Annotated in this window: 21 protein-coding genes and 2 tRNA genes; 16 read left to right on the forward strand and 7 right to left on the reverse strand. The window is 65.0% G+C overall.

Annotation, left to right across the window (positions count from 1 at the left end; genetic code table 11):
* Positions 1-17: 17 nt before the first annotated feature.
* Positions 18-461 (reverse strand): hypothetical protein, encoded by a 444-nt coding sequence (locus C1A30_RS27415; RefSeq protein ID WP_101951424.1) that lies wholly within the window; start codon positions 459-461, stop codon positions 18-20.
* A 40-nt stretch (positions 462-501) separates the two neighbouring features.
* Here C1A30_RS27415 and C1A30_RS27420 point away from each other — a divergent pair, with 40 nt between their 5' ends.
* Entirely contained in the window at positions 502-1,083 is a 582-nt protein-coding gene (locus tag C1A30_RS27420; protein WP_101951425.1) for a TIGR03086 family metal-binding protein, read from the forward strand.
* Here C1A30_RS27420 and C1A30_RS27425 read toward each other — a convergent pair.
* Positions 1,080-2,129, reverse strand: coding sequence for a pyridoxal phosphate-dependent aminotransferase (locus tag C1A30_RS27425; protein WP_101951426.1), 1,050 nt, complete (start codon positions 2,127-2,129; stop codon positions 1,080-1,082). The genes C1A30_RS27420 and C1A30_RS27425 overlap by 4 nt on opposite strands.
* 84 nt (positions 2,130-2,213) lie before the next feature.
* On the opposite strand from C1A30_RS27425, the gene C1A30_RS27430 reads away from it, so the two are divergent.
* Together C1A30_RS27430 and C1A30_RS27435 are read left to right on the forward strand one after the other, a co-directional pair.
* Positions 2,214-2,302: transfer RNA gene (locus C1A30_RS27430), tRNA-Ser, on the forward strand.
* 38 nt (positions 2,303-2,340) lie between these two features.
* Positions 2,341-2,413 (forward strand) — tRNA-Arg (locus tag C1A30_RS27435).
* A gap of 33 nt (positions 2,414-2,446) precedes the next feature.
* Here the strand turns inward: C1A30_RS27435 and C1A30_RS27440 are convergent.
* Together C1A30_RS27440 and C1A30_RS27445 are read right to left on the reverse strand one after the other, a co-directional pair.
* The gene (locus tag C1A30_RS27440; RefSeq protein ID WP_101951427.1) at positions 2,447-2,971 is read right to left on the reverse strand and encodes a hypothetical protein; all 525 of its coding nucleotides are present in this window, start codon (positions 2,969-2,971) and stop codon (positions 2,447-2,449) included.
* 45 nt (positions 2,972-3,016) lie between these two features.
* Positions 3,017-3,391: a VOC family protein gene (locus tag C1A30_RS27445; protein ID WP_101951428.1), complete on the reverse strand. Its 375-nt coding sequence runs from the start codon at positions 3,389-3,391 to the stop codon at positions 3,017-3,019.
* A 331-nt stretch (positions 3,392-3,722) separates the two neighbouring features.
* Here C1A30_RS27445 and C1A30_RS27450 point away from each other — a divergent pair, with 331 nt between their 5' ends.
* Positions 3,723-4,562, forward strand: coding sequence for a hypothetical protein (locus C1A30_RS27450; protein WP_101951429.1), 840 nt, complete (start codon positions 3,723-3,725; stop codon positions 4,560-4,562).
* Positions 4,563-4,632: 70 nt separating this feature from the next.
* Here C1A30_RS27450 and C1A30_RS27455 read toward each other — a convergent pair whose 3' ends face one another.
* On the reverse strand, positions 4,633-4,962 hold the full coding sequence (locus C1A30_RS27455) for a hypothetical protein (protein WP_101951430.1): 330 nt from the start codon (positions 4,960-4,962) through the stop codon (positions 4,633-4,635).
* Positions 4,963-5,629: 667 nt separating this feature from the next.
* Here C1A30_RS27455 and C1A30_RS27460 point away from each other — a divergent pair.
* The 9 genes from C1A30_RS27460 (at position 5,630) to C1A30_RS27500 (ending at position 12,109) form a co-directional block, all read left to right on the forward strand.
* Complete coding sequence (locus C1A30_RS27460) at positions 5,630-6,661, forward strand: hypothetical protein (RefSeq protein WP_142392676.1); 1,032 nt, start codon at positions 5,630-5,632, stop codon at positions 6,659-6,661.
* Positions 6,633-7,385: a DUF2510 domain-containing protein gene (locus C1A30_RS27465; RefSeq protein ID WP_160112803.1), complete on the forward strand. Its 753-nt coding sequence runs from the start codon at positions 6,633-6,635 to the stop codon at positions 7,383-7,385. Before C1A30_RS27460 ends, C1A30_RS27465 begins: the two co-directional genes overlap by 29 nt.
* Before the next feature lie 34 nt (positions 7,386-7,419).
* Positions 7,420-7,893 carry a DoxX family protein gene (locus C1A30_RS27470; RefSeq protein ID WP_101951433.1) on the forward strand — a complete coding sequence of 158 codons (474 nt, stop codon included), beginning with the start codon at positions 7,420-7,422 and terminating at the stop codon, positions 7,891-7,893.
* Positions 7,894-7,896: 3 nt separating this feature from the next.
* Positions 7,897-8,448, forward strand: a complete 552-nt coding sequence (locus C1A30_RS27475) for an RNA polymerase sigma factor (RefSeq protein WP_369974212.1) — start codon at positions 7,897-7,899, stop codon at positions 8,446-8,448.
* A complete protein-coding gene (locus C1A30_RS27480) occupies positions 8,445-9,143 on the forward strand; it encodes a Rieske (2Fe-2S) protein (RefSeq protein ID WP_101951434.1) in 699 nt (232 codons plus the stop codon). The genes C1A30_RS27475 and C1A30_RS27480 overlap by 4 nt, the downstream gene beginning before the upstream one ends.
* A gap of 17 nt (positions 9,144-9,160) precedes the next feature.
* On the forward strand, positions 9,161-9,721 hold the full coding sequence (locus tag C1A30_RS27485) for a DUF664 domain-containing protein (RefSeq protein ID WP_101951435.1): 561 nt from the start codon (positions 9,161-9,163) through the stop codon (positions 9,719-9,721).
* 10 nt (positions 9,722-9,731) lie between these two features.
* Complete coding sequence (locus C1A30_RS27490; protein WP_101951436.1) at positions 9,732-10,235, forward strand: metallophosphoesterase family protein; 504 nt, start codon at positions 9,732-9,734, stop codon at positions 10,233-10,235.
* Positions 10,228-10,641 carry an MmcQ/YjbR family DNA-binding protein gene (locus C1A30_RS27495; protein ID WP_101951437.1) on the forward strand — a complete coding sequence of 138 codons (414 nt, stop codon included), beginning with the start codon at positions 10,228-10,230 and terminating at the stop codon, positions 10,639-10,641. The genes C1A30_RS27490 and C1A30_RS27495 overlap by 8 nt, the downstream gene beginning before the upstream one ends.
* Positions 10,642-10,711: 70 nt before the next feature.
* Positions 10,712-12,109, forward strand: coding sequence for an HNH endonuclease signature motif containing protein (locus tag C1A30_RS27500; protein ID WP_235010227.1), 1,398 nt, complete (start codon positions 10,712-10,714; stop codon positions 12,107-12,109).
* Positions 12,110-12,119: 10 nt separating this feature from the next.
* Here C1A30_RS27500 and C1A30_RS27505 read toward each other — a convergent pair whose 3' ends face one another.
* The gene (locus C1A30_RS27505) at positions 12,120-12,635 is read right to left on the reverse strand and encodes a cupin domain-containing protein (RefSeq protein ID WP_101951439.1); all 516 of its coding nucleotides are present in this window, start codon (positions 12,633-12,635) and stop codon (positions 12,120-12,122) included.
* Positions 12,636-12,688: 53 nt separating this feature from the next.
* Between C1A30_RS27505 and C1A30_RS27510 the strand changes: the two genes are divergently transcribed.
* On the forward strand, positions 12,689-14,566 hold the full coding sequence (locus tag C1A30_RS27510; RefSeq protein WP_101951440.1) for an alkyl/aryl-sulfatase: 1,878 nt from the start codon (positions 12,689-12,691) through the stop codon (positions 14,564-14,566).
* Here C1A30_RS27510 and C1A30_RS27515 read toward each other — a convergent pair whose 3' ends face one another.
* The gene (locus C1A30_RS27515) at positions 14,567-15,328 is read right to left on the reverse strand and encodes an SDR family NAD(P)-dependent oxidoreductase (RefSeq protein WP_101951441.1); all 762 of its coding nucleotides are present in this window, start codon (positions 15,326-15,328) and stop codon (positions 14,567-14,569) included.
* 17 nt (positions 15,329-15,345) lie between these two features.
* Here C1A30_RS27515 and C1A30_RS27520 point away from each other — a divergent pair, with 17 nt between their 5' ends.
* A complete protein-coding gene (locus tag C1A30_RS27520; protein WP_101951442.1) occupies positions 15,346-15,954 on the forward strand; it encodes a histidine phosphatase family protein in 609 nt (202 codons plus the stop codon).
* Between the two features lie 10 nt (positions 15,955-15,964).
* Positions 15,965-16,990 (forward strand): phosphotransferase family protein, encoded by a 1,026-nt coding sequence (locus tag C1A30_RS27525; RefSeq protein WP_101951443.1) that lies wholly within the window; start codon positions 15,965-15,967, stop codon positions 16,988-16,990.
* Positions 16,991-16,996: the final 6 nt, after the last annotated feature.

Here is a 16,996-nt window from a genome sequence, read left to right on the forward strand (position 1 = left end):
CTCAAGAGGCTAGCCACCTAGCGGGGCGGCGTTCCCATCAGCACCTCGCTGACCGTTGCCGAGGGCAGGAACTGGCAGGCGGCTTCGACGAGCATCTGCCCGACGGACTCGCCGTTGGGACCGAGCGGGTTGTTCTCCTGCGCCAGGATTGCGCGGATGACGGCCAGTCGGGTGGCCTCGTCGAGCTTGTTGAACTCCTCGCACTTCATGGTCAGCGCGTTGGGCGGTGCGGGCACTTCGGGAACGTCGGTGTTGCGCGGGAAGCCGGGGAATGGAATGTCCGGTAGCGGGATGCCGGGCAACCCTGGTATCGACGTGGTCCGCGGCTCTCTCGTGGTGGACGCAATGGGCGGCCCCGGTTCGGTGGTCATCGCGACGGTACCGGGCGTGGTGCGCTCGCAGCCGGCGGTCAGGCCGACGGTCACCAGCGCGGCCGCTGCCACCAAAACGTGCGTCCTCATCCCGGCAACGATATGCGTTGGGGCGTCGTAGCGTGAGCTCATGCATGACGATCTGCGCCCTGGACCCGATTCACCGCCGACCGACGAACTGCGGAGCGCCGAGAAGGCTTTCGCGGTGCTGCAGCACGTGCTGCACGGGCTCGCCAAAGAAGACGAGTCGAAGCAGACGCCGTGCCGCGAATTCAACGTCGCGCAACTGACCGACCACCTGTTGAAGTCGATCACTGTGATCGGCGGTGCGGCGGGCGCGCAGATTCCCGAACGTGACAGTTCCGATTCGGTGGAACGTCAGGTGGTGATGGCGGGCCGGCCTGCGCTGGACGCATGGCACAAACGCGGTCTCGACGGCACAGTGCCGTTCCAGTCGGGGGAGGCGCCCGCGAAGATGATGGCAGGCGTTCTGTCGCTGGAATTCCTGGTGCACGCTTGGGATTACGCGAAGGCGACAGGCCGCGAGGTGGACGCGCCGGATTCGCTTTCGGATTACGTGCTGGGCCTCGCCAAGTCGATCATCACGCCGGACGGCCGGACCAGGGCTGGGTTCGACGACCCGGTCGATGTGGCGATGGACGCCCGCGCGATGGATCGGTTGGTCGCTTACACCGGCAGGCAGCCGAACTAGCGCTGCCAGCCCGTGGCGAAGGCCAGAAACGCGTCGTTCTCGTGCGGAGCGGCGATGGTGACGCGCACGCCGTCGTCGCCGTAGGGGCGGACGATCACGCGGGCGTTCGCGCAATCGTTTGCGAACTCCTGGGCGCGGCCGGGCAACGGCAGCCAGACGAAGTTGGCCTGCGACGGCGGCACGGTATAGCCGGCGTCGCGCAGTGCGGCGGTGACGCGGGCGCGTTCGGCGACGACGGAGTCGGTGCGCGCAAGCAGTTCGTCGGCGGCGTCCAGGCATGCGATCGCGGCGGCTTGCGAGATGCTGGTCGCGGTGAACGGCACGTAGACCTTGCCGAGCGCGGTGATGATGTCCGGGTCGCCGACCGCGTAGCCGATCCGCAGCCCCGCCAGCCCGTAGGCTTTCGAAAACGTCCGCAGCACAACGACATTGCTGTGCTTGCGGACGAGTCCGAAGCTGTCCGGCAGCATGCCGTCACGGATGTACTCGACGTAGGCCTCGTCAAGAGCGATCAGGATGTGCGGCGGCACGGCCTCGACGAACCGGGCCAGCTTGTCAGGGTCGACGACGGTGCTGGTCGGGTTGTTCGGATTGCAGACGAAGATCAACCGCGTGCGGTCGGTGATGGCGGCCAGCATCGCGTCGAGGTCGTAGGTGTAGTCGGTCAGCGGCACCTGCACCGGTGTGGCTCCCGCGGTGCGGACCTGCAACGGGTAGATCTCGAAGCTGCGCCAACCGAACAGCACTTCGTCGCCGACGGTCGAGGTGATCTGGATCAACTGCTGGCACAGGCTGACCGATCCGCAGCCCACAGAGATGTGCTCCGGGGCGAAATCGACATGCTTGGCCAACCGGTCCTTGAGTTCGACGTACCCGTTGTCGGGGTAGCGGTTGATGTTGTCGGCGGCCTTCTCGATCGCGGCCCGCACGCTGGGCAGCGGAGCGTGCACCGTCTCGTTGCTCGCGATCTTGATCGCACCCGGCACGGTCTTGCCCGGGGTGTAGGCGGGCAGATCTGCGAGTTCGGGACGAAGACGGGCGCTCACCCGACCAGTTTATGGGTGGCTCACCTGCGCTTTGCCTTCGGCTGTAGGCCATGTGTACTCTGTCGGATCGGCGGTAAACCGTCGGGAGGCGTGCCAGAGCGGCCGAATGGGGCTCACTGCTAATGAGTTGTCGCCCTCAAAGGCGACCGGAGGTTCAAATCCTCTCGCCTCCGCGCCGGCTCACGCAGCCAGCACAACTGAATATGCGCATGCGCCCGTAGCTCAACGGATAGAGCATCTGACTACGGATCAGAAGGTTAGGGGTTCGAATCCCTTCGGGCGCGCTCACTTTTCTGTATTCATGTCCGCGCGTCGCGTCAGATGACGGTGAACGAGTCGCCCGTGAGAAGGAAGCCCGCGTCGGACGACGTGCAGGTCAGTCCATCAACGGCGGACGTGCACGTGACCGTGCGCCCCGGCGAGAGTTCGGCGGTCACGGACTGTCCGTAGTCCAACGTGTGCGGCGAGTCGAATCCGACGCCCTGGACCATGGTTGCGCAGGGCTGCGGGCGGTCCTTGAAGAAGCCGAATCGGCTGGTGCGGCCCTGTTCCACGCCGGGATAGAAACCGCAGAGCGCGCTGTCGGCGACGGTGTCAACCCCTCCGGTCTGGCAGGCCAGCGACCCGTCCCCGACGCGGCACTGGATCTGACCGCCCGGTGTGGCAAACGAGTGGTAGTACGCGTCCTCGACGAACTCCGTGAGCGGCCGCGACACAGCGGTGTCCGAGGTGGTGCTCGGTGCCGGTGGCTCGCTCGTCGTGTCAGCAGCAGGTTCAGCCGACGCACGCGAACACCCCGTGGTGATGGCGAGGACGGCAAGCACCACGGCGGTCGGTTTCATCGCTGCTCCTCAAACTGGGGCTGTGCGGTCGAGCATCTCACTGCCTCAGCTGGACTGGGCGACATAGAGCCGATTGCCGTCGAGGTCTCGGAAACTGAACATGAGTGGTGCCGTTTCCCAGTCGAGGAGATCGCCCACCTCGAGTCCCTTTGCGGCGAGCGCCGTGTGGGCGGCGCGGGCGTCGGACGTGATGAGTCGGATACCCGTGTCGATTCCCGTCGGAAGCTGGTCCCCGTTGGCGACGAGCGCGAGCGCAGGGCCACCCGACGACGGCGCCAGTTCGATCCAGCGAAAGCCCGGCTGCAGCTCGGCGTCCATCGTGGTGGTGAAGCCCATGTCCTCGTATAGCGCCTTCGACCGATCCTGATCGCGGACGGGCACGGCGACGCACTGGAGCTTGGTGAATAGTTCTTCTGTCATATCGGTGATGACCGGGATGCGGGCGAGAACTCATCGCATCAGTAGCGCCGTGCCCGGGCCAAGCCGGATTGCAGTAGTGCACTACTGGCCCCGCCACTCCAACCTGAGGCGACGATCTTCTCGCGCGAAGCGTCGCACCCAGTCCGGTGGTCCTCGCTTCGCCGGAAGGGGGACGATCATGAGTTGCAAGGGTTTTGCCATCCGAAATTCGGTTCACCGCCAACTCGTCGCGGGAGGCGCCGTCGTCAGCGCAGGCATCCTCGTGTTGGGAATGGTCGCAGCACCTCCGAGACCCCTAGGGCCGCCTAGTGCGAGTACCGAATCTCGATCGGTGCAGCTGGCATCCATCGCCTTCCCGACACTGCAACCAGCTGCGCTTGTCAAGGATTTCATCGAAAATCCGGGCCGAATCGTGGGGCTCATCGCTCCCCTGACCCGCGGAGGCGCTGCGCCGAGCGGGCCCCAGGACGCGACGAGTGGATCCGGCGGGACGAGCACACCGCTGACGCTGCAAGCGGTGTCAGACCCGGCGACGGACGGGCCAGTGACAAGCAACGCCACGCTGGCGGCTAGCACCGGTGAGATCGGGAACATTGTGACAACCGTTCTCGCACAGCTGATTTTGGCGCCGATTGTGTTTGCGTTCTTCGGCGCCATCCTCCTCATCGCGGCGATCCAAAGCTTCTTCAACGGCGCAGATTCTTGCTGCGCGTCGACGTTGGCGAGTGAAACTCCGCTGCGTGAGGTTGCCACTACGAGTCTCGCGCAGGTGGAGCCAGAGGTGACCGAGCCTGACCTCCAGAAGCCCTCTTTAACGAAGCACGCCACCGGAGCTGACCAGGCGACGCCGGCCGGAAAGAAGCGCGCGACCGAGGCCGATCAGGCCACGTCCTCTGAAGAGAAGCGCGTCAAGAAGTCTGACCAGGGCGCGTCCGCGAAGGAAGATGCCGCCGCGGGTGCCGACCAGGCGTCGACGGAGAAGAAGCGCACGCCGAACGCAAAGCAGGCGGCGTCCGATGAGAAGACTGCCGGCGCAGAGGAAGCGGCGCCGAGCAAGCAGCGCGGCAACGGTCACCAACCGAAGTCGAGCAAGCGCGATGACAAAGACAAGGCGTCAACACATTCGGCGAAGCGGGCCGATTCTGCGGCGGGAGAAGGTTCGTCGTCCTAGTTCGCCTCATGAGGATGGCCGCCCCGCACATGGCGAGGCGGCCATCGTTCTCCGCAGCACCTTTGCTGAACTACGGAGTGGCTGCGTCCACGGCGTCGTCGAAGTCACCAGCGACGTCGCCCCAGTGGCCCGGAGGCACATCCTCGAACGGGTTGTCGATGTCGACCGTCGACCCGTCGGGAAGCCCGAATGTGATCTGAGGCTGCTGCTTCAGCTGACCCGGGGCGATCCCGAGGTCACGACCGACCTGGCCGGGTGGTTGGGTGAAGTCGGTGTCGCTCGGCACCGGGTTCGGATCCTGGTGCTTCGGGTCCGCTTGGGCCGCACCTGCGACCCCCAGCGTGGCAGCGCCGAGTGCACCGGTCAGCACAGCTGTTCCTGCGATCTTCTTGACGTTCATGCTTCTCTCCTTCCGTCCATCACCGCCGTGCGGCGACGGACTTGTATTCGATGGCATGACCCCCCACAGGTGCGCTACCCGGCGGTTCCGGGAAGGCAAACACAACTGAGGAAGTTTTGCGTCAATCGGACAGCGCGGGTTAGGGCATCGCTGGGATTCTTGGATTGCGCAGCTAAGCAATGGCTTTCGACCACAACGTGGACTTCTGTATACATCTAGTCATTACTCGCTTTGAAAATTCGAGTACCGATGTACTCGATCTCCCCATCTGTTTTTCGGACACGCTATTAACAGGGGGCCGCGCAGTCGCGGGATGACGGGGGGACTAACGATGAATTCACCGTGTATCGGTACCTGTCGTCGCGCAGCAGCCGTGCTGACATTCGTTTGCGTAATCTGTTTGACTGCGCTTTTCGCTGGGATGGTCCCGGCGCTCGCCGACGATCCGACGTACGAACCGGCAGATACCACAACTGAAACGACCTCTTTTACGCCGCAGGAGTCGGTAGCGTCGGCTGTCACGGAACCAGTCGTGACTTCGGAGGTTGTGCCGGCGACGGGGGAGATGACGGTAACTGCCGAGGCAACCTCAACAGCGACGACCAGTTTCTCAGCGACAAATACAACGCCCACGACGGCAGCATGGGAGCCCGCGACTGAAGGCAGCGTGACATCGTCGGAAACCGCTGCGACCGCCGCTGTGACTTCGTCCGAGTTCTCGTCGCGGGCGGAGTCTTTTCCGATCGCGGAGCCAAGCAGGGTGGAGGCCACGTCAGCAGATATCGACAGCGCTAAAGCATCGTCGCCGAGAGAGGTGGTGCCAAACCTTCTGCAGCAGAGCGAGGTTGACGACATCAAGAGCGTAGTCGGCGATCAGGTGAATCTGCAGTGGCAGCCGGACTGGGTCAGCCAGGACGAGAACTTCAGGCCGGTGATCTTCAATCCGCTGCGCGAGAGCCTTCAGATCGTCTACCTCGATCGGGGCGACCCGCGGACACTGACGATTCAACCGTTGACAAGCGCGGTCGTCGAATTGGCGCGTGGCGCATACGGCATCACGGTGATGGTGCTAGACACAGTGGGTCGAGTGCGGGACGTGGCTGTGGGGAACGTATTCAGCGGTCAGCCGCCCGAAAGCCGCACCAAAGTATCAGTACTCGTGGATTACTCCACCGAGACATACAAGCCGATCACGGTTGAAAAGGTCACAGATCTAGGAGAAGACCCCGAAGTGGGTGAGCGGAAGATCCTGCTCGACGATTCGACGCCAGTTTGGGGTACCTGGACGGAAACCTCTACGGGTGAAATGCAATTCAAGGTCCATAAGACACAGCAGCTCCCTGGTATCGACGCGCCAGCGGAAGGACCGCTGCCAGGCAACTATGAGTTGGTTGCCGCCAGTGAACCGCTTTCGTCAACAGACGTCCTGCTGATCCTGGTGGCACTTCTGATCGCAGCGTTAGCACTGGGCGCAGTGATCGCTCGCATCGTTCGGTCATCGCAACGTAACCGGCACGGACTCCAAGGCCCCCGCGTGCAGGCAGTTTGCAGTCCGGGCGCTCCTGTTGCCGTGACCGTGCGCGAGATACCTGATGGCGCCGAAGTGACGCACGCGATACGACTGGTCACCCTTTCCGGCCCGACGATCCTGACCATTAGAGAGGTGAATGATGACCACAGTCGAGCAAACCAACCTTGACGAGTCGGCGACCGCTCGTGAACTGTTATTCGGCGGTGAACTCAAGGAACCGACCGAAGTAATCGCGGAGTCGTTGCGGGACCACGATGTCGTCAAACCGCAGGTCAGCGGGTTTCCCGCTTTGACGGCTGCCGTCGAACACGAAGTGGCCAGCACGGCGCACTCGTTCCTCTCGTTGGACCTGCTCGATTTGCTTGTCGCCGGATGGAAGCGTTACGAGGCGCTCGCCGAGGCCGCACGCCGCACCCGTGACGCCCCACCGACGACGGAGGAGGTCGTGGCCTTGGTGGCGCATCGAGTGGAGTCGAGCCACGATCTGAAGGTCGAGTTGTTGGTCGACGGCAGATCGGTCGGTACCGTCAACATGCAGCTGAGCATCGCTTTTGATTTGGTGGGGCTATTGGTGGTGGTGCGCCAGGGTCGACTGGTAGCGGTGCGATCGGGCAAATGCACCGTCATCGGGACGATGACAATCGAGCAGGCGGTCGTGGCAGAACGGAAGCGTGCGCTCGACGTCCCAGGTGCGCTGCGCTTGCAGGGCATTGCGCTCGTCGAGTCGGCCGCGTGTACTCCGGAGGCGTCTCCCGCGGATTGGTATCCCGACCCGACGCGGCGATATGAGCTGCGGCGGTGGGATGGGTGTCATTGGACTGAGCACGTCGCGAGTCAGGGGCGCGTCATATCAGATCCCGTCGAGTCGAAGTCGGCTGCGCATACCGGGTGACGCGACGCTGTAACCCCGGCCGCTATCTCTTGGCATGACGCTGACCCAGTTCACCGCCACGCGCACGTCGGGCGCCGTGGTGCTCATCCGTCTCTACGTGGGCCTGATCTTCGCCGGCGAAGGGATACTCAAATTCATCCGGCCCGACGCACTCGGTCCCGGGCGGTTCGTCAAGGCGGGTATCCCTGGCGGGACTTTCCTTGCTTATCTGGACGGAGTCGTCGAGATCGGTTGTGGTGCAATGATTCTTGCAGGTCTGCTGACACGCCTTGCCACATTGCCGATGATCGTCGACATGCTCGGCGCGCTAGCCATCACCAAGGTGCCACTGTTGTGGAGCCACGCGCCGCTGTATCCGAAAGAGGGCGGGTTCTGGGACTTCTTCCACGAAGGCCGCCTCGAGGTGGCAATGCTCTGCGGCACTATCTTCCTGCTCATCGTCGGATCCGGGGCGTATTCGCTCGATGTCAGGATGAACTCCGAACGCGCCGCCGCCGTAGTCACGTAAGTGATCAACGGCGAGCGTGAGGAGCGCTGTCGCAAACCCGTTGCGGGGCTGCAGCCCGTGACGGGTGCGGCCTATCCGGACTGGGATGCGGTCTACCGCGACAACGTCACCTGGGTCTACCGGCTGATGTACGGCAAGGTCGGTAACCAACCGGATGCCGAAGACCTGACCGCTGAGGTCTTCATGACGGCCCTGAAGCCGCTACGGGTTTCGGCGACCGTGCCCGAGGTGCGCAAGTACCTTCGGATGACCGCTCGCACGGTGCTCGCCTCCTACTGGGGCGATCGGATGGGCAGGCCGTTGACGACGATCGAGGAGGATGTGCCCGAGCCACTCGAACCGGAATTCATCGTGACCGACGCCCCCGACAAGGTCCGCCGGTTGCTGCAGCGGCTGCCTGACAATTACCGTCGGATCCTGGAACTGCGCTTCCTGCAAGCATTTTCGGTGCGCGAAGCCGCGACCCAGATGGGCGTGACCGTCGCGAACGCCAAGGTGTTGCAGTACCGCGCGCTGCGGATGGCGGCACAATCCGGTGAGGAGTCCATCTCATGAGCAACCGAACCGTACGCCGCTTCGTCGAGGGTCTGCTGCGCGGACACCGCACCCAGCACGCGCGCCCCGATGACTTCGAAGCCCAGCAGATGAAAACCGCGATCGAACTGCGGGCGGCCCGGTTGGGCAGTGATGCGCCCCGTGAACAGTTCGTCACCGATCTACATCGCAGGTTGGCGGCCGAAATGGCCGACGAGCAACCCGCAGTCGACCACCCCCGCTGGGTTCCGCGCCGCCGCGACGTAGTGATCGGCGGGTCTGTGGCCGCGGCGTCGGCGGTCGCAGGATTGGTGGTCGGCCGCAACCTGCTGGCGCCGACCGAGACGCAGCAGGCGACGCCGCCCACCCAAGGCGAGCTGCACCCCAACGCGGGAGCATGGCAAACCGTCGGCGCAAGCGCCGACCTACCGGAGGGCGGAGCGCTCGCATTCGACCTCGGCGTGGTCAACGGATTCGTGCACCGCACCGACGCGAAACTGGAAGCGGTGTCCGGAGTTTGCACGCATCAGGGCTGCAAACTGTGGCTCGATGCGCCGAAAAGCCGACTGCGATGCCCGTGCCACTCGACGTCGTTTTCACTCGAGGGCGCGACCGTCACCCATCAGCTACCGGTGGCGCCGCCGCCGCTGCCGAAGTTCCAGGTGCGCGAAACAGGCGGAGTCATCGAGGTTTTCGCGCCAACCAAACCCGCGTAGCCGCATACGGTAGAGACATGATCGACACCCCGTGGGAACCTCCGTTCGCCGGTACCGAGACCGAACACCTCATCGGTGCGCTCGACCGGTTGCGCACCACCTTCCGGTGGAAAGTCGACGACCTCGATGTTGACGGCCTCTCAGCGCGCATCGGCGCGTCCGAACTCACTCTCGGCGGTCTGCTCAAACACATGGCGATCAACGAGGACTACATATTCGCCCAGAAAATGAAGGGCGAACCGGTCGGCGAGCCTTGGGAATCGTCGTGGGACGGCACCGACGACTGGGAATTCACCTCAGCCGCAAGCGATACGCCCGAGCAGCTGTACAAGTTGTGGGACGACGCGGTGCAACGATCCCGTACCAGACTCGACGCGGCGCTGGCCGGCGGCGGGCTCGATCAACGGGTTCACCTCACGGCCCCCAACGGACAGCACGCGAGCCTGCGCAGGCTGTTGTGTGACTTGATCGAGGAGTACGGCCGCCATACCGGCCACGCGGATCTGCTTCGCGAGGCGGTCGACGGTCGGGTGGGGGAGGATCCCCCGCCGGGATGGCGCCCGGTGTCGAACCGATAAGTTGAGGGTCGTGCGACTGCTGCTGATCGCCGATACCCACGTTCCCAAGAAGGCCCGCGATCTGCCCGCACAGGTATGGCGGGAGGTCGACGCAGCCGACGTCGTGGTGCATGCCGGTGACTGGGCGGAACCGCCGCTGCTCGACCAACTCGAAGCAAGGGCGGAGCGGCTGGTGGCGTGCTGGGGCAACAACGACGGCGCGGAGTTGCGCAGTCGCCTGCCGGAGCGCGCCGATGCAACGCTCGGTGGGCTGCGGTTCACCGTCGTGCACGAGACCGGCGCCGCCACCGGACGCGAGGCGCGGATGGCCAAGGCGTATCCGGACACCGACGTGCTGGTGTTCGGCCACAGCCACATCCCGTGGGACACCACCGCCAAGACGGGTCTTCGGTTACTGAACCCCGGTTCGCCCACTGACCGACGGCGCCAACCGTTCTGCACCTACATGACGGCGACGGTCGACAACGCCGCCCTTTCCGACGTCGTGCTACACAACGTGGAGCGCCGTGGCTGACCGCAAAGCCCGCACGGCCGACGTGCACGAGATCGCCGCATCCATGCCGCACGTCACCCGGATCGAAGGCCCCAAGGGAAATGCGATCTACCAGGTGGGCGGCAAGTCGTTCGTGTTCTTCCGCACTCCGCAACCCGACGCCGCCGATCCCGACACCGGCGAACGGTATGCCGACGTCATCATGATCTGGGTGGCATCCGAGAGCGACAAACTCGCGCTCATCCAGGATCCTGAGTCGCCGTTCTTCACCACTGACCGGTTCGACGATCACCCGTCGGTTCTGGTGCGTGCCAAGAACTTACGCAAGATCAGCAGGGCCGAGCTGACCGAGCTGATTCAGGATGCCTGGCTGTCGCGGGCGTCGAAGCGCCGCGCCGACCGGTGGCTTGCCGAGCACGACGGCTAGCGACAACTCTTAGGGTTTTCTTTGGTTTGTTTCTAGCGTTTCCTTAAGTGTCGAACATATGTTCGATGGTATGGGTGGGGTTGCGGTCGAGGAGGCGGTGGCGGCGGTGCGCGCCGCGCATACCGCGCTGACCGGGCTGACCGCCGAGACGTTGACCCGTCCGCAGTTGTTGGCGGTGCTTGATGAGGTGGAGGTGTTGTCGTGTCAGTTGCCCGCGCACCGCAATGGGTTGTTGGCCGGGTTGCAGGCCCAGGCCACACCGAGGGAGTTGGGTGCCAAGTCGTGGCGGGCGGTGTTGGCGACCCGGTGGCATTTGTCGGGTAAGGAGGCGGGTCGGCGGCTGGCCGAGGCCGAGGTGTTGGCGCCGCGGCACACCGTGTCGGGGCAGGTGTTGGAGCCGGTGTTGGCCTACACCGCCGCCGCCCAGGCCCATGGGGCGATCACCGGTGAGCATGTCAAGGTGCTGCGCAAGGCGATGGCCGCGATCCCGGCCGGGGTGGATGTGGCCACCCGCCATCAGATCGAGGCCGATCTGGTGCGCACCGCGCTGGGCGTGGGGCCCAAGGAGTTGAAGGAAGCCGCCTTCCGGCTGGTGTTTCTGCTCGATCAGGACGGCGCCGAACCCGACGATGCCGCGCGTGAACGCCGGCGCGAGGCCACGATGGGCCCGCAACAAGCCGACGGCACCTCCCGTCTGACCGTCACGTTGACCCCGGAGGGGCGGGCGATCTGGGAAGCGATCTGGGCCAAGTTGGCCGCTCCGGGGATGTGTAATCCCGATGATGAGCAGCCCTGTGTGTCGGGCACCCCGACTCAGGAGCAGATCGACGAGGATCAGCGCAGCCTGGGTCAGCGTCAGCATGATGCGCTGGTGGTGGCGGGGCGCAGTGTGTTGGAAAGCGGGGCGCTGGGTCAGCACAATGGGGTGGCGACCTCGATCATCATCCGCACCACCCTGCAAGACCTGCAGAGCCGTGCCGGGGTTGGGGTCACCGGTGGCGGCACGGTGGTGCCGCTGCCCACACTGATCCGGATGGCGGCGCGTGCGCACCTGTGGTTGGCGGTATTTGATGGGGCGACCGGGTCGGCGTTGGAGTTGTTTCGGTCCCGTCGCACCGCGTCGGTGGCGCAGCGGATGATGCTGATCGCCCGCGATGGGGGGTGCACCAAACCGGGGTGCACGGTGCCGGCCTACGGCTGCCAGGTCCATCACGCGGCCGCTGATTGGGCCGATGACGGCAACACCAACGTCGACGAGCTCGGGTTGGCGTGCGGGCCGGATAACCGGATGGTCGGCCCCAACAGCTGGAGAACCCGCCTCAACGACCGCCACGAAGTCGAATGGATTCCGCCACCCCATCTGGACACCGGCCAAACCCGCATCAACACCTACCACACCCCCGAAAAACTCCTCCGCCCACCAAACAACGACCACCACCCCGGCGGACCCGAACCCAACACCGCCTAGCGAGGGGTCGCTAACCGGCGGGCACTGCGGAGTGCGACGCGCCGCACATGAACACGGCCAGACGTGCTGTGGTGTCGCCGCCGTTGCGCCATCGATGTCGAGTGCCGTTCTGTACCACGGTGTCTCCGGGGTTCAGCACTACCTCGGCGCCGTCGTCGAGTTCGAGTATCACCGTGCCTTCCAGCACGACCTCGAAGTCGATGGTGTCGGTGGTGTGCATGCCGGGATCGGAGGGGTCCATGTAGCGGAGCAATCCGGGCGCCTCGGTCTCGGTTTCGGCGGGATCGATCTCAGAGCCCGCGACTGCTTTTGGCGGAATCGTGAACATCCCGAATCGGAACCCGCCGATCGGCGGGAAGTAGGTGCGATGCTCGGGCATAGTGCCGTCATCCGGGAACTGCGGCGTGGTGTCGCCGCCCCACAGCCGGTGCAACCCCATCACCGGCGTCGCCGATACGACCTCGTCGCTGACGAACACGGATTTACCGGATGCGTCGTGTCCGGTGACGACTCGTCGGACGTTCATGGCGTCGATCAAACACCGCCGCTTTGACGATCGGGTGAATATTGTCTGGATCCATGGACCAGAAGCCACCGACCGCTGTCATCGAATCCGCGCACCGCGCACATCTGACCACTCTGCCGTTCACCGACACGCGCGATCACGATGACGTGGACCGGGGCTTCCTCGGCGCACTGGAACCGTGCGTCATCAGAGCCGCCGACGGAAGAGTGGTGTGGGACAACGACATTTACTCGTTCCTCAACGGTGACGCGCCCACGTCGGTGCATCCCAGCCTGTGGCGGCAGAGCCAACTCTGCGCAAAGCAGGGCCTCTACGAAGTCGTGGAAGGCATCTACCAGGTCCGCGGACTGGATCTATCCAACATCAGCTTCGTCGAAGGCGACACCGGCGTCATCGTGATCGATCCGCTCGTCTGCACCGAGACGGCCGCTGCGGCGCTGGCGCTCTACCGCGCGCACCGCGGGGATCGCCCTGTCACCGCAGTCATTTACACCCACAGCCATGTCGACCACTTCGGCGGTGTGCTCGGCGTGACGACGCAGGCCGATGTCGACGCAGGCAAGGTGGCCGTGATCGCGCCGGAGCATTTCACCCAGCATGCGGTGCAGGAAAACGTCTATGCGGGAACGGCGATGGCGCGACGCGCCGCGTACATGTACGGGGCCGTACTGGCGCGAGGCACCCAGGGGCAGGTCGGCTGCGGCCTCGGCCAGACGCCGTCGCTGGGCGAAGTCGCGCTGATCGTGCCGACGGTCGACATCCGGGAAACAGGCGAGAAGCACACGTTCGACGGTGTCGAGATCGAGTTCCAGATGGCGCCGGGCACCGAAGCGCCCGCCGAGATGCACTTCTACTTCCCGAAGTTCCGTGCGCTGTGCATGGCCGAAAACGCCACCCACAATCTGCACAACCTGCTCACGCTGCGCGGCGCCCTGGTGCGCGATCCGCACGGGTGGGCCGGTTATCTCACCGAGGCCATCGATACCTTCGCCGATCGCGCCGACGTGGTGTTCGCGTCGCACCATTGGCCCACCTGGGGCAAGGACCGCATCGTCGAATTCCTTTCCCTGCAACGGGATATGTACGCCTATCTCCATGACCAGACGCTTCGGCAGTTGAACCAGGGCTTCACCGGCATCGAGATCGCCGAGACCTTCCAGATGCCTCCTGCGCTGGACAAGGCATGGCACACCCGCGGCTACTACGGTTCCGTCAGCCACAACGTCAAGGCGGTCTATCAGCGCTACATGGGGTGGTTCGACGGCAATCCCGCGCGACTGTGGGTGCATCCGCCCGAAGCGATCGGACCGCGTTACGTCGAGGCGATGGGCGGCATCGACCGCGTCGTCGACATCGCGCGAAAAGCATTCGACGACGGCGACTTTCGCTGGGCCGCAACCCTACTGGACCACGCGATCTTCGCCGACAAGAACCACGCCGCGGCCCGCGACCTGTACGCCGACACCCTCGAGCAACTCGCATACGGCGCCGAGAACGCGGTGTGGCGCAACTTCTTCCTGTCGGGCGCGACCGAACTGCGGGACGGCAACTTCGGCACGCCAACCCAGACCGCGTCGCCGTCGCTGATGGCACAGTTGACTCCCGAGCAACTGTTCGACACGTTCGCCATCAACCTGAACGGGCCTCGGGCATGGGACCTCGACGTCGCCGTCGACATCACCTTCCTCGACACCGCCACCAACTACCGCCTGACGGTGCGCAACGGCGTGCTGGTGTACCGCCAGCGCCCCGCCGACGAGTCGACCGCCCAGGCGACCATCACATTCGCGAACAAGTTGCGGCTGTTGGCATTTGCCGCAGGCGATGTGACGTCACCCGGGTTCGAGGTCGTCGGCGACACCACCGCCATGCCGTCCGTCCTTGCCGCAGTCGACCGACCCGACCCGAACTTCAACATCGTCGAGCCGTGACTACGGCATGCCTCCGTCGCACCGGATGATCGACCCACTGGTATAGCTCGACGCGTCAGACGCCAAAAACAAAGCGGCGCCGATGATCTCGGGCGGGTTACCCAGCCGCTTGAGCGCGAAGTGCTGCGCGCCCTTTGTCGTCGCCGGGATGTCCCACGCCTTGCTGATATCGGTCAGAAACGGGCCTGGCATCAGCGTGTTCACCCGCACCGTCGGGCCGAACGCCAGGGCGAACCCTTCGGTCAACGCGTTCAGCCCCGCCTTGGCCGCCGAATACGGCAACTGTTCAGGCCGCGGCCGCCGCGACCCGCTCGAGCTCACGTTGATGATCGACCCGCCGCCGTCGGCCACCATCCGTTCGCCGACCAGAGTCGTCAACCGGAACGGCCCCTTGAGGTTGAGGTTGACCACCGCATCGAACAGCTTCTCGGTGACCGACCCCAGCGACTCGTACAGCGGTGACATGCCCGCATTGTTGATCAGCACGTCGACCTTGCCGAACCGCTCATAGGAGGCCTCCACCAGTCCGTCGAGTTCGTCCCAGCGCCCGACATGTACCTGATAGGGGAACGCCGCTCGGCCCGTCGCCGCCTCGATCTCCTTGGCAGTCTCGACGCACGTGTCGTATTTGCGGCTGGCGATGATCACGTCCGCGCCGCACTGCGCGGCGGCAAAGGCCATCTCACGGCCGAGGCCGCGGCTGCCGCCGGTGACCAGCACCACCCGGTCGGTGAGATCGAAGAGTTCGTCGGCGTAGCCCATCACCCTATGGTGGCACGGTGCAATTACTACTCATCCGGCACGCGCTGCCGCTGCGCAGCGAACCCGGCCAGGGCTCGGACCCCGACCTGTCCGAGGAAGGCATCGAGCAGGCCAAGAGGCTGCCCGACGCGCTGGCGCGGTTCCCGGTCAAGCGGCTGATCAGCAGCCCGCAGCGGCGGTCGGTGCAGACCGCGCAACCTGTCGCCGACGTGCTCGGCCTGCCCATCGAGGTCGACGCCCGGCTCGCCGAATACGACCGCGACATGGCTCACTACATCCCCGTCGAGCAGATCGCCGCCGAGTACCCTGAGCAACTCGCGCGGCTGGCCGCTGGCCACCTGCCCAGCGGCGTCGACGAAGACGCATTCCTGGCCCGCATCAACGAGGGGATCCGCGCGATCGCCGACGCCGGCGAGCACGAGGACACGGTCGCGGTGTTCACCCACGGCGGGGTGATCAACGGGCTGGTACACACCATCATGCGCACCGAGAGGATCCTGTGCGTCAACGTCGATTACGCCGGAATCACCAGGCTGCTGTCGTCGCGCAAGGGCGACCTGTACGTCGCCGCCGTCAACGGCACCGAGCACGTATGGGACCTGCTGCCGCGAAACCAGCGGTGGTAGGAAAGACCCGATGACTACCTCGCTCGAAGGGCTCGATCTCGACGCCCTGGACCGCCACCTGCAGTCCATCGGCATTCCGCGCAGTGGTGAACTGCGCGCCGAGCTGATCTCCGGCGGCAGGTCGAACCTCACCTTCCTGGTGTTCGACGACGCCTCCAAGTGGGTGCTGCGCAGGCCGCCGTTGCACGGCCTGACGCCGTCCGCGCACGATATGGCGCGCGAGTACAAGGTGGTGGCCGCACTGGCCGACACCCCGGTGCCGGTCGCGCGCGCCGTCGCGATGCGCAACGATGACTCCGTGCTCGGTGCGCCGTTCCAGATGGTCGAGCACGTCGAAGGACGCGTCGTTCGCCACGACGACGAACTGGAGAAGCTCGGCGACAAGACCGTCATCAGCGACTGCGTCGACGCGCTGATCCGGGTGCTCGCCGATCTGCACGCAGTCGACCCCGACGCTGTCGGTCTCGGCGACTTCGGCAAGCCCACCGGCTATCTGGCACGGCAGGTGCGGCGCTGGGGCGGGCAGTGGGAGCTGGTCCGTCGCGACAACGATCCGTGCGACGCCGACGTCAGAAGATTGCATTCGGCTCTGGCAGAAGCGATTCCACCGCAGAGCCGCAGTTCGATCGTGCACGGCGACTACCGGATCGACAACACGATCCTGGACTCGAACGACGCCACCAAGGTGGTTGCCGTACTGGACTGGGAGATGTCCACGCTTGGTGATCCGCTCAGCGACGCCGCGCTGATGTGCGTGTACCGGCATCCGATGTTCAACATGATCCACGCCGCCTCCGCATGGGCGTCACCGTTGATGCCGGACGTCGACGAACTGGCCAACCGGTATTCCGTTGCGGCGCAACAGCCGCTGGACAACTGGGACTTCTATATCGCGCTCGGCTACTTCAAGGTGGCCATCATCGCCGCGGGCATCGCGTTCCGGGCCAGGATGGGTGGCGGCGTCGCCGACGATGCCGACGCGGTGGACCAGGCGGTGGCGCCGCTGGTGGCCGAGGGCTTACGCGTGCTGGGCTGAGATGCG

It is taken from the genome of Mycobacterium sp. 3519A (genome assembly GCF_900240945.1).
Classification (GTDB): domain Bacteria; phylum Actinomycetota; class Actinomycetes; order Mycobacteriales; family Mycobacteriaceae; genus Mycobacterium.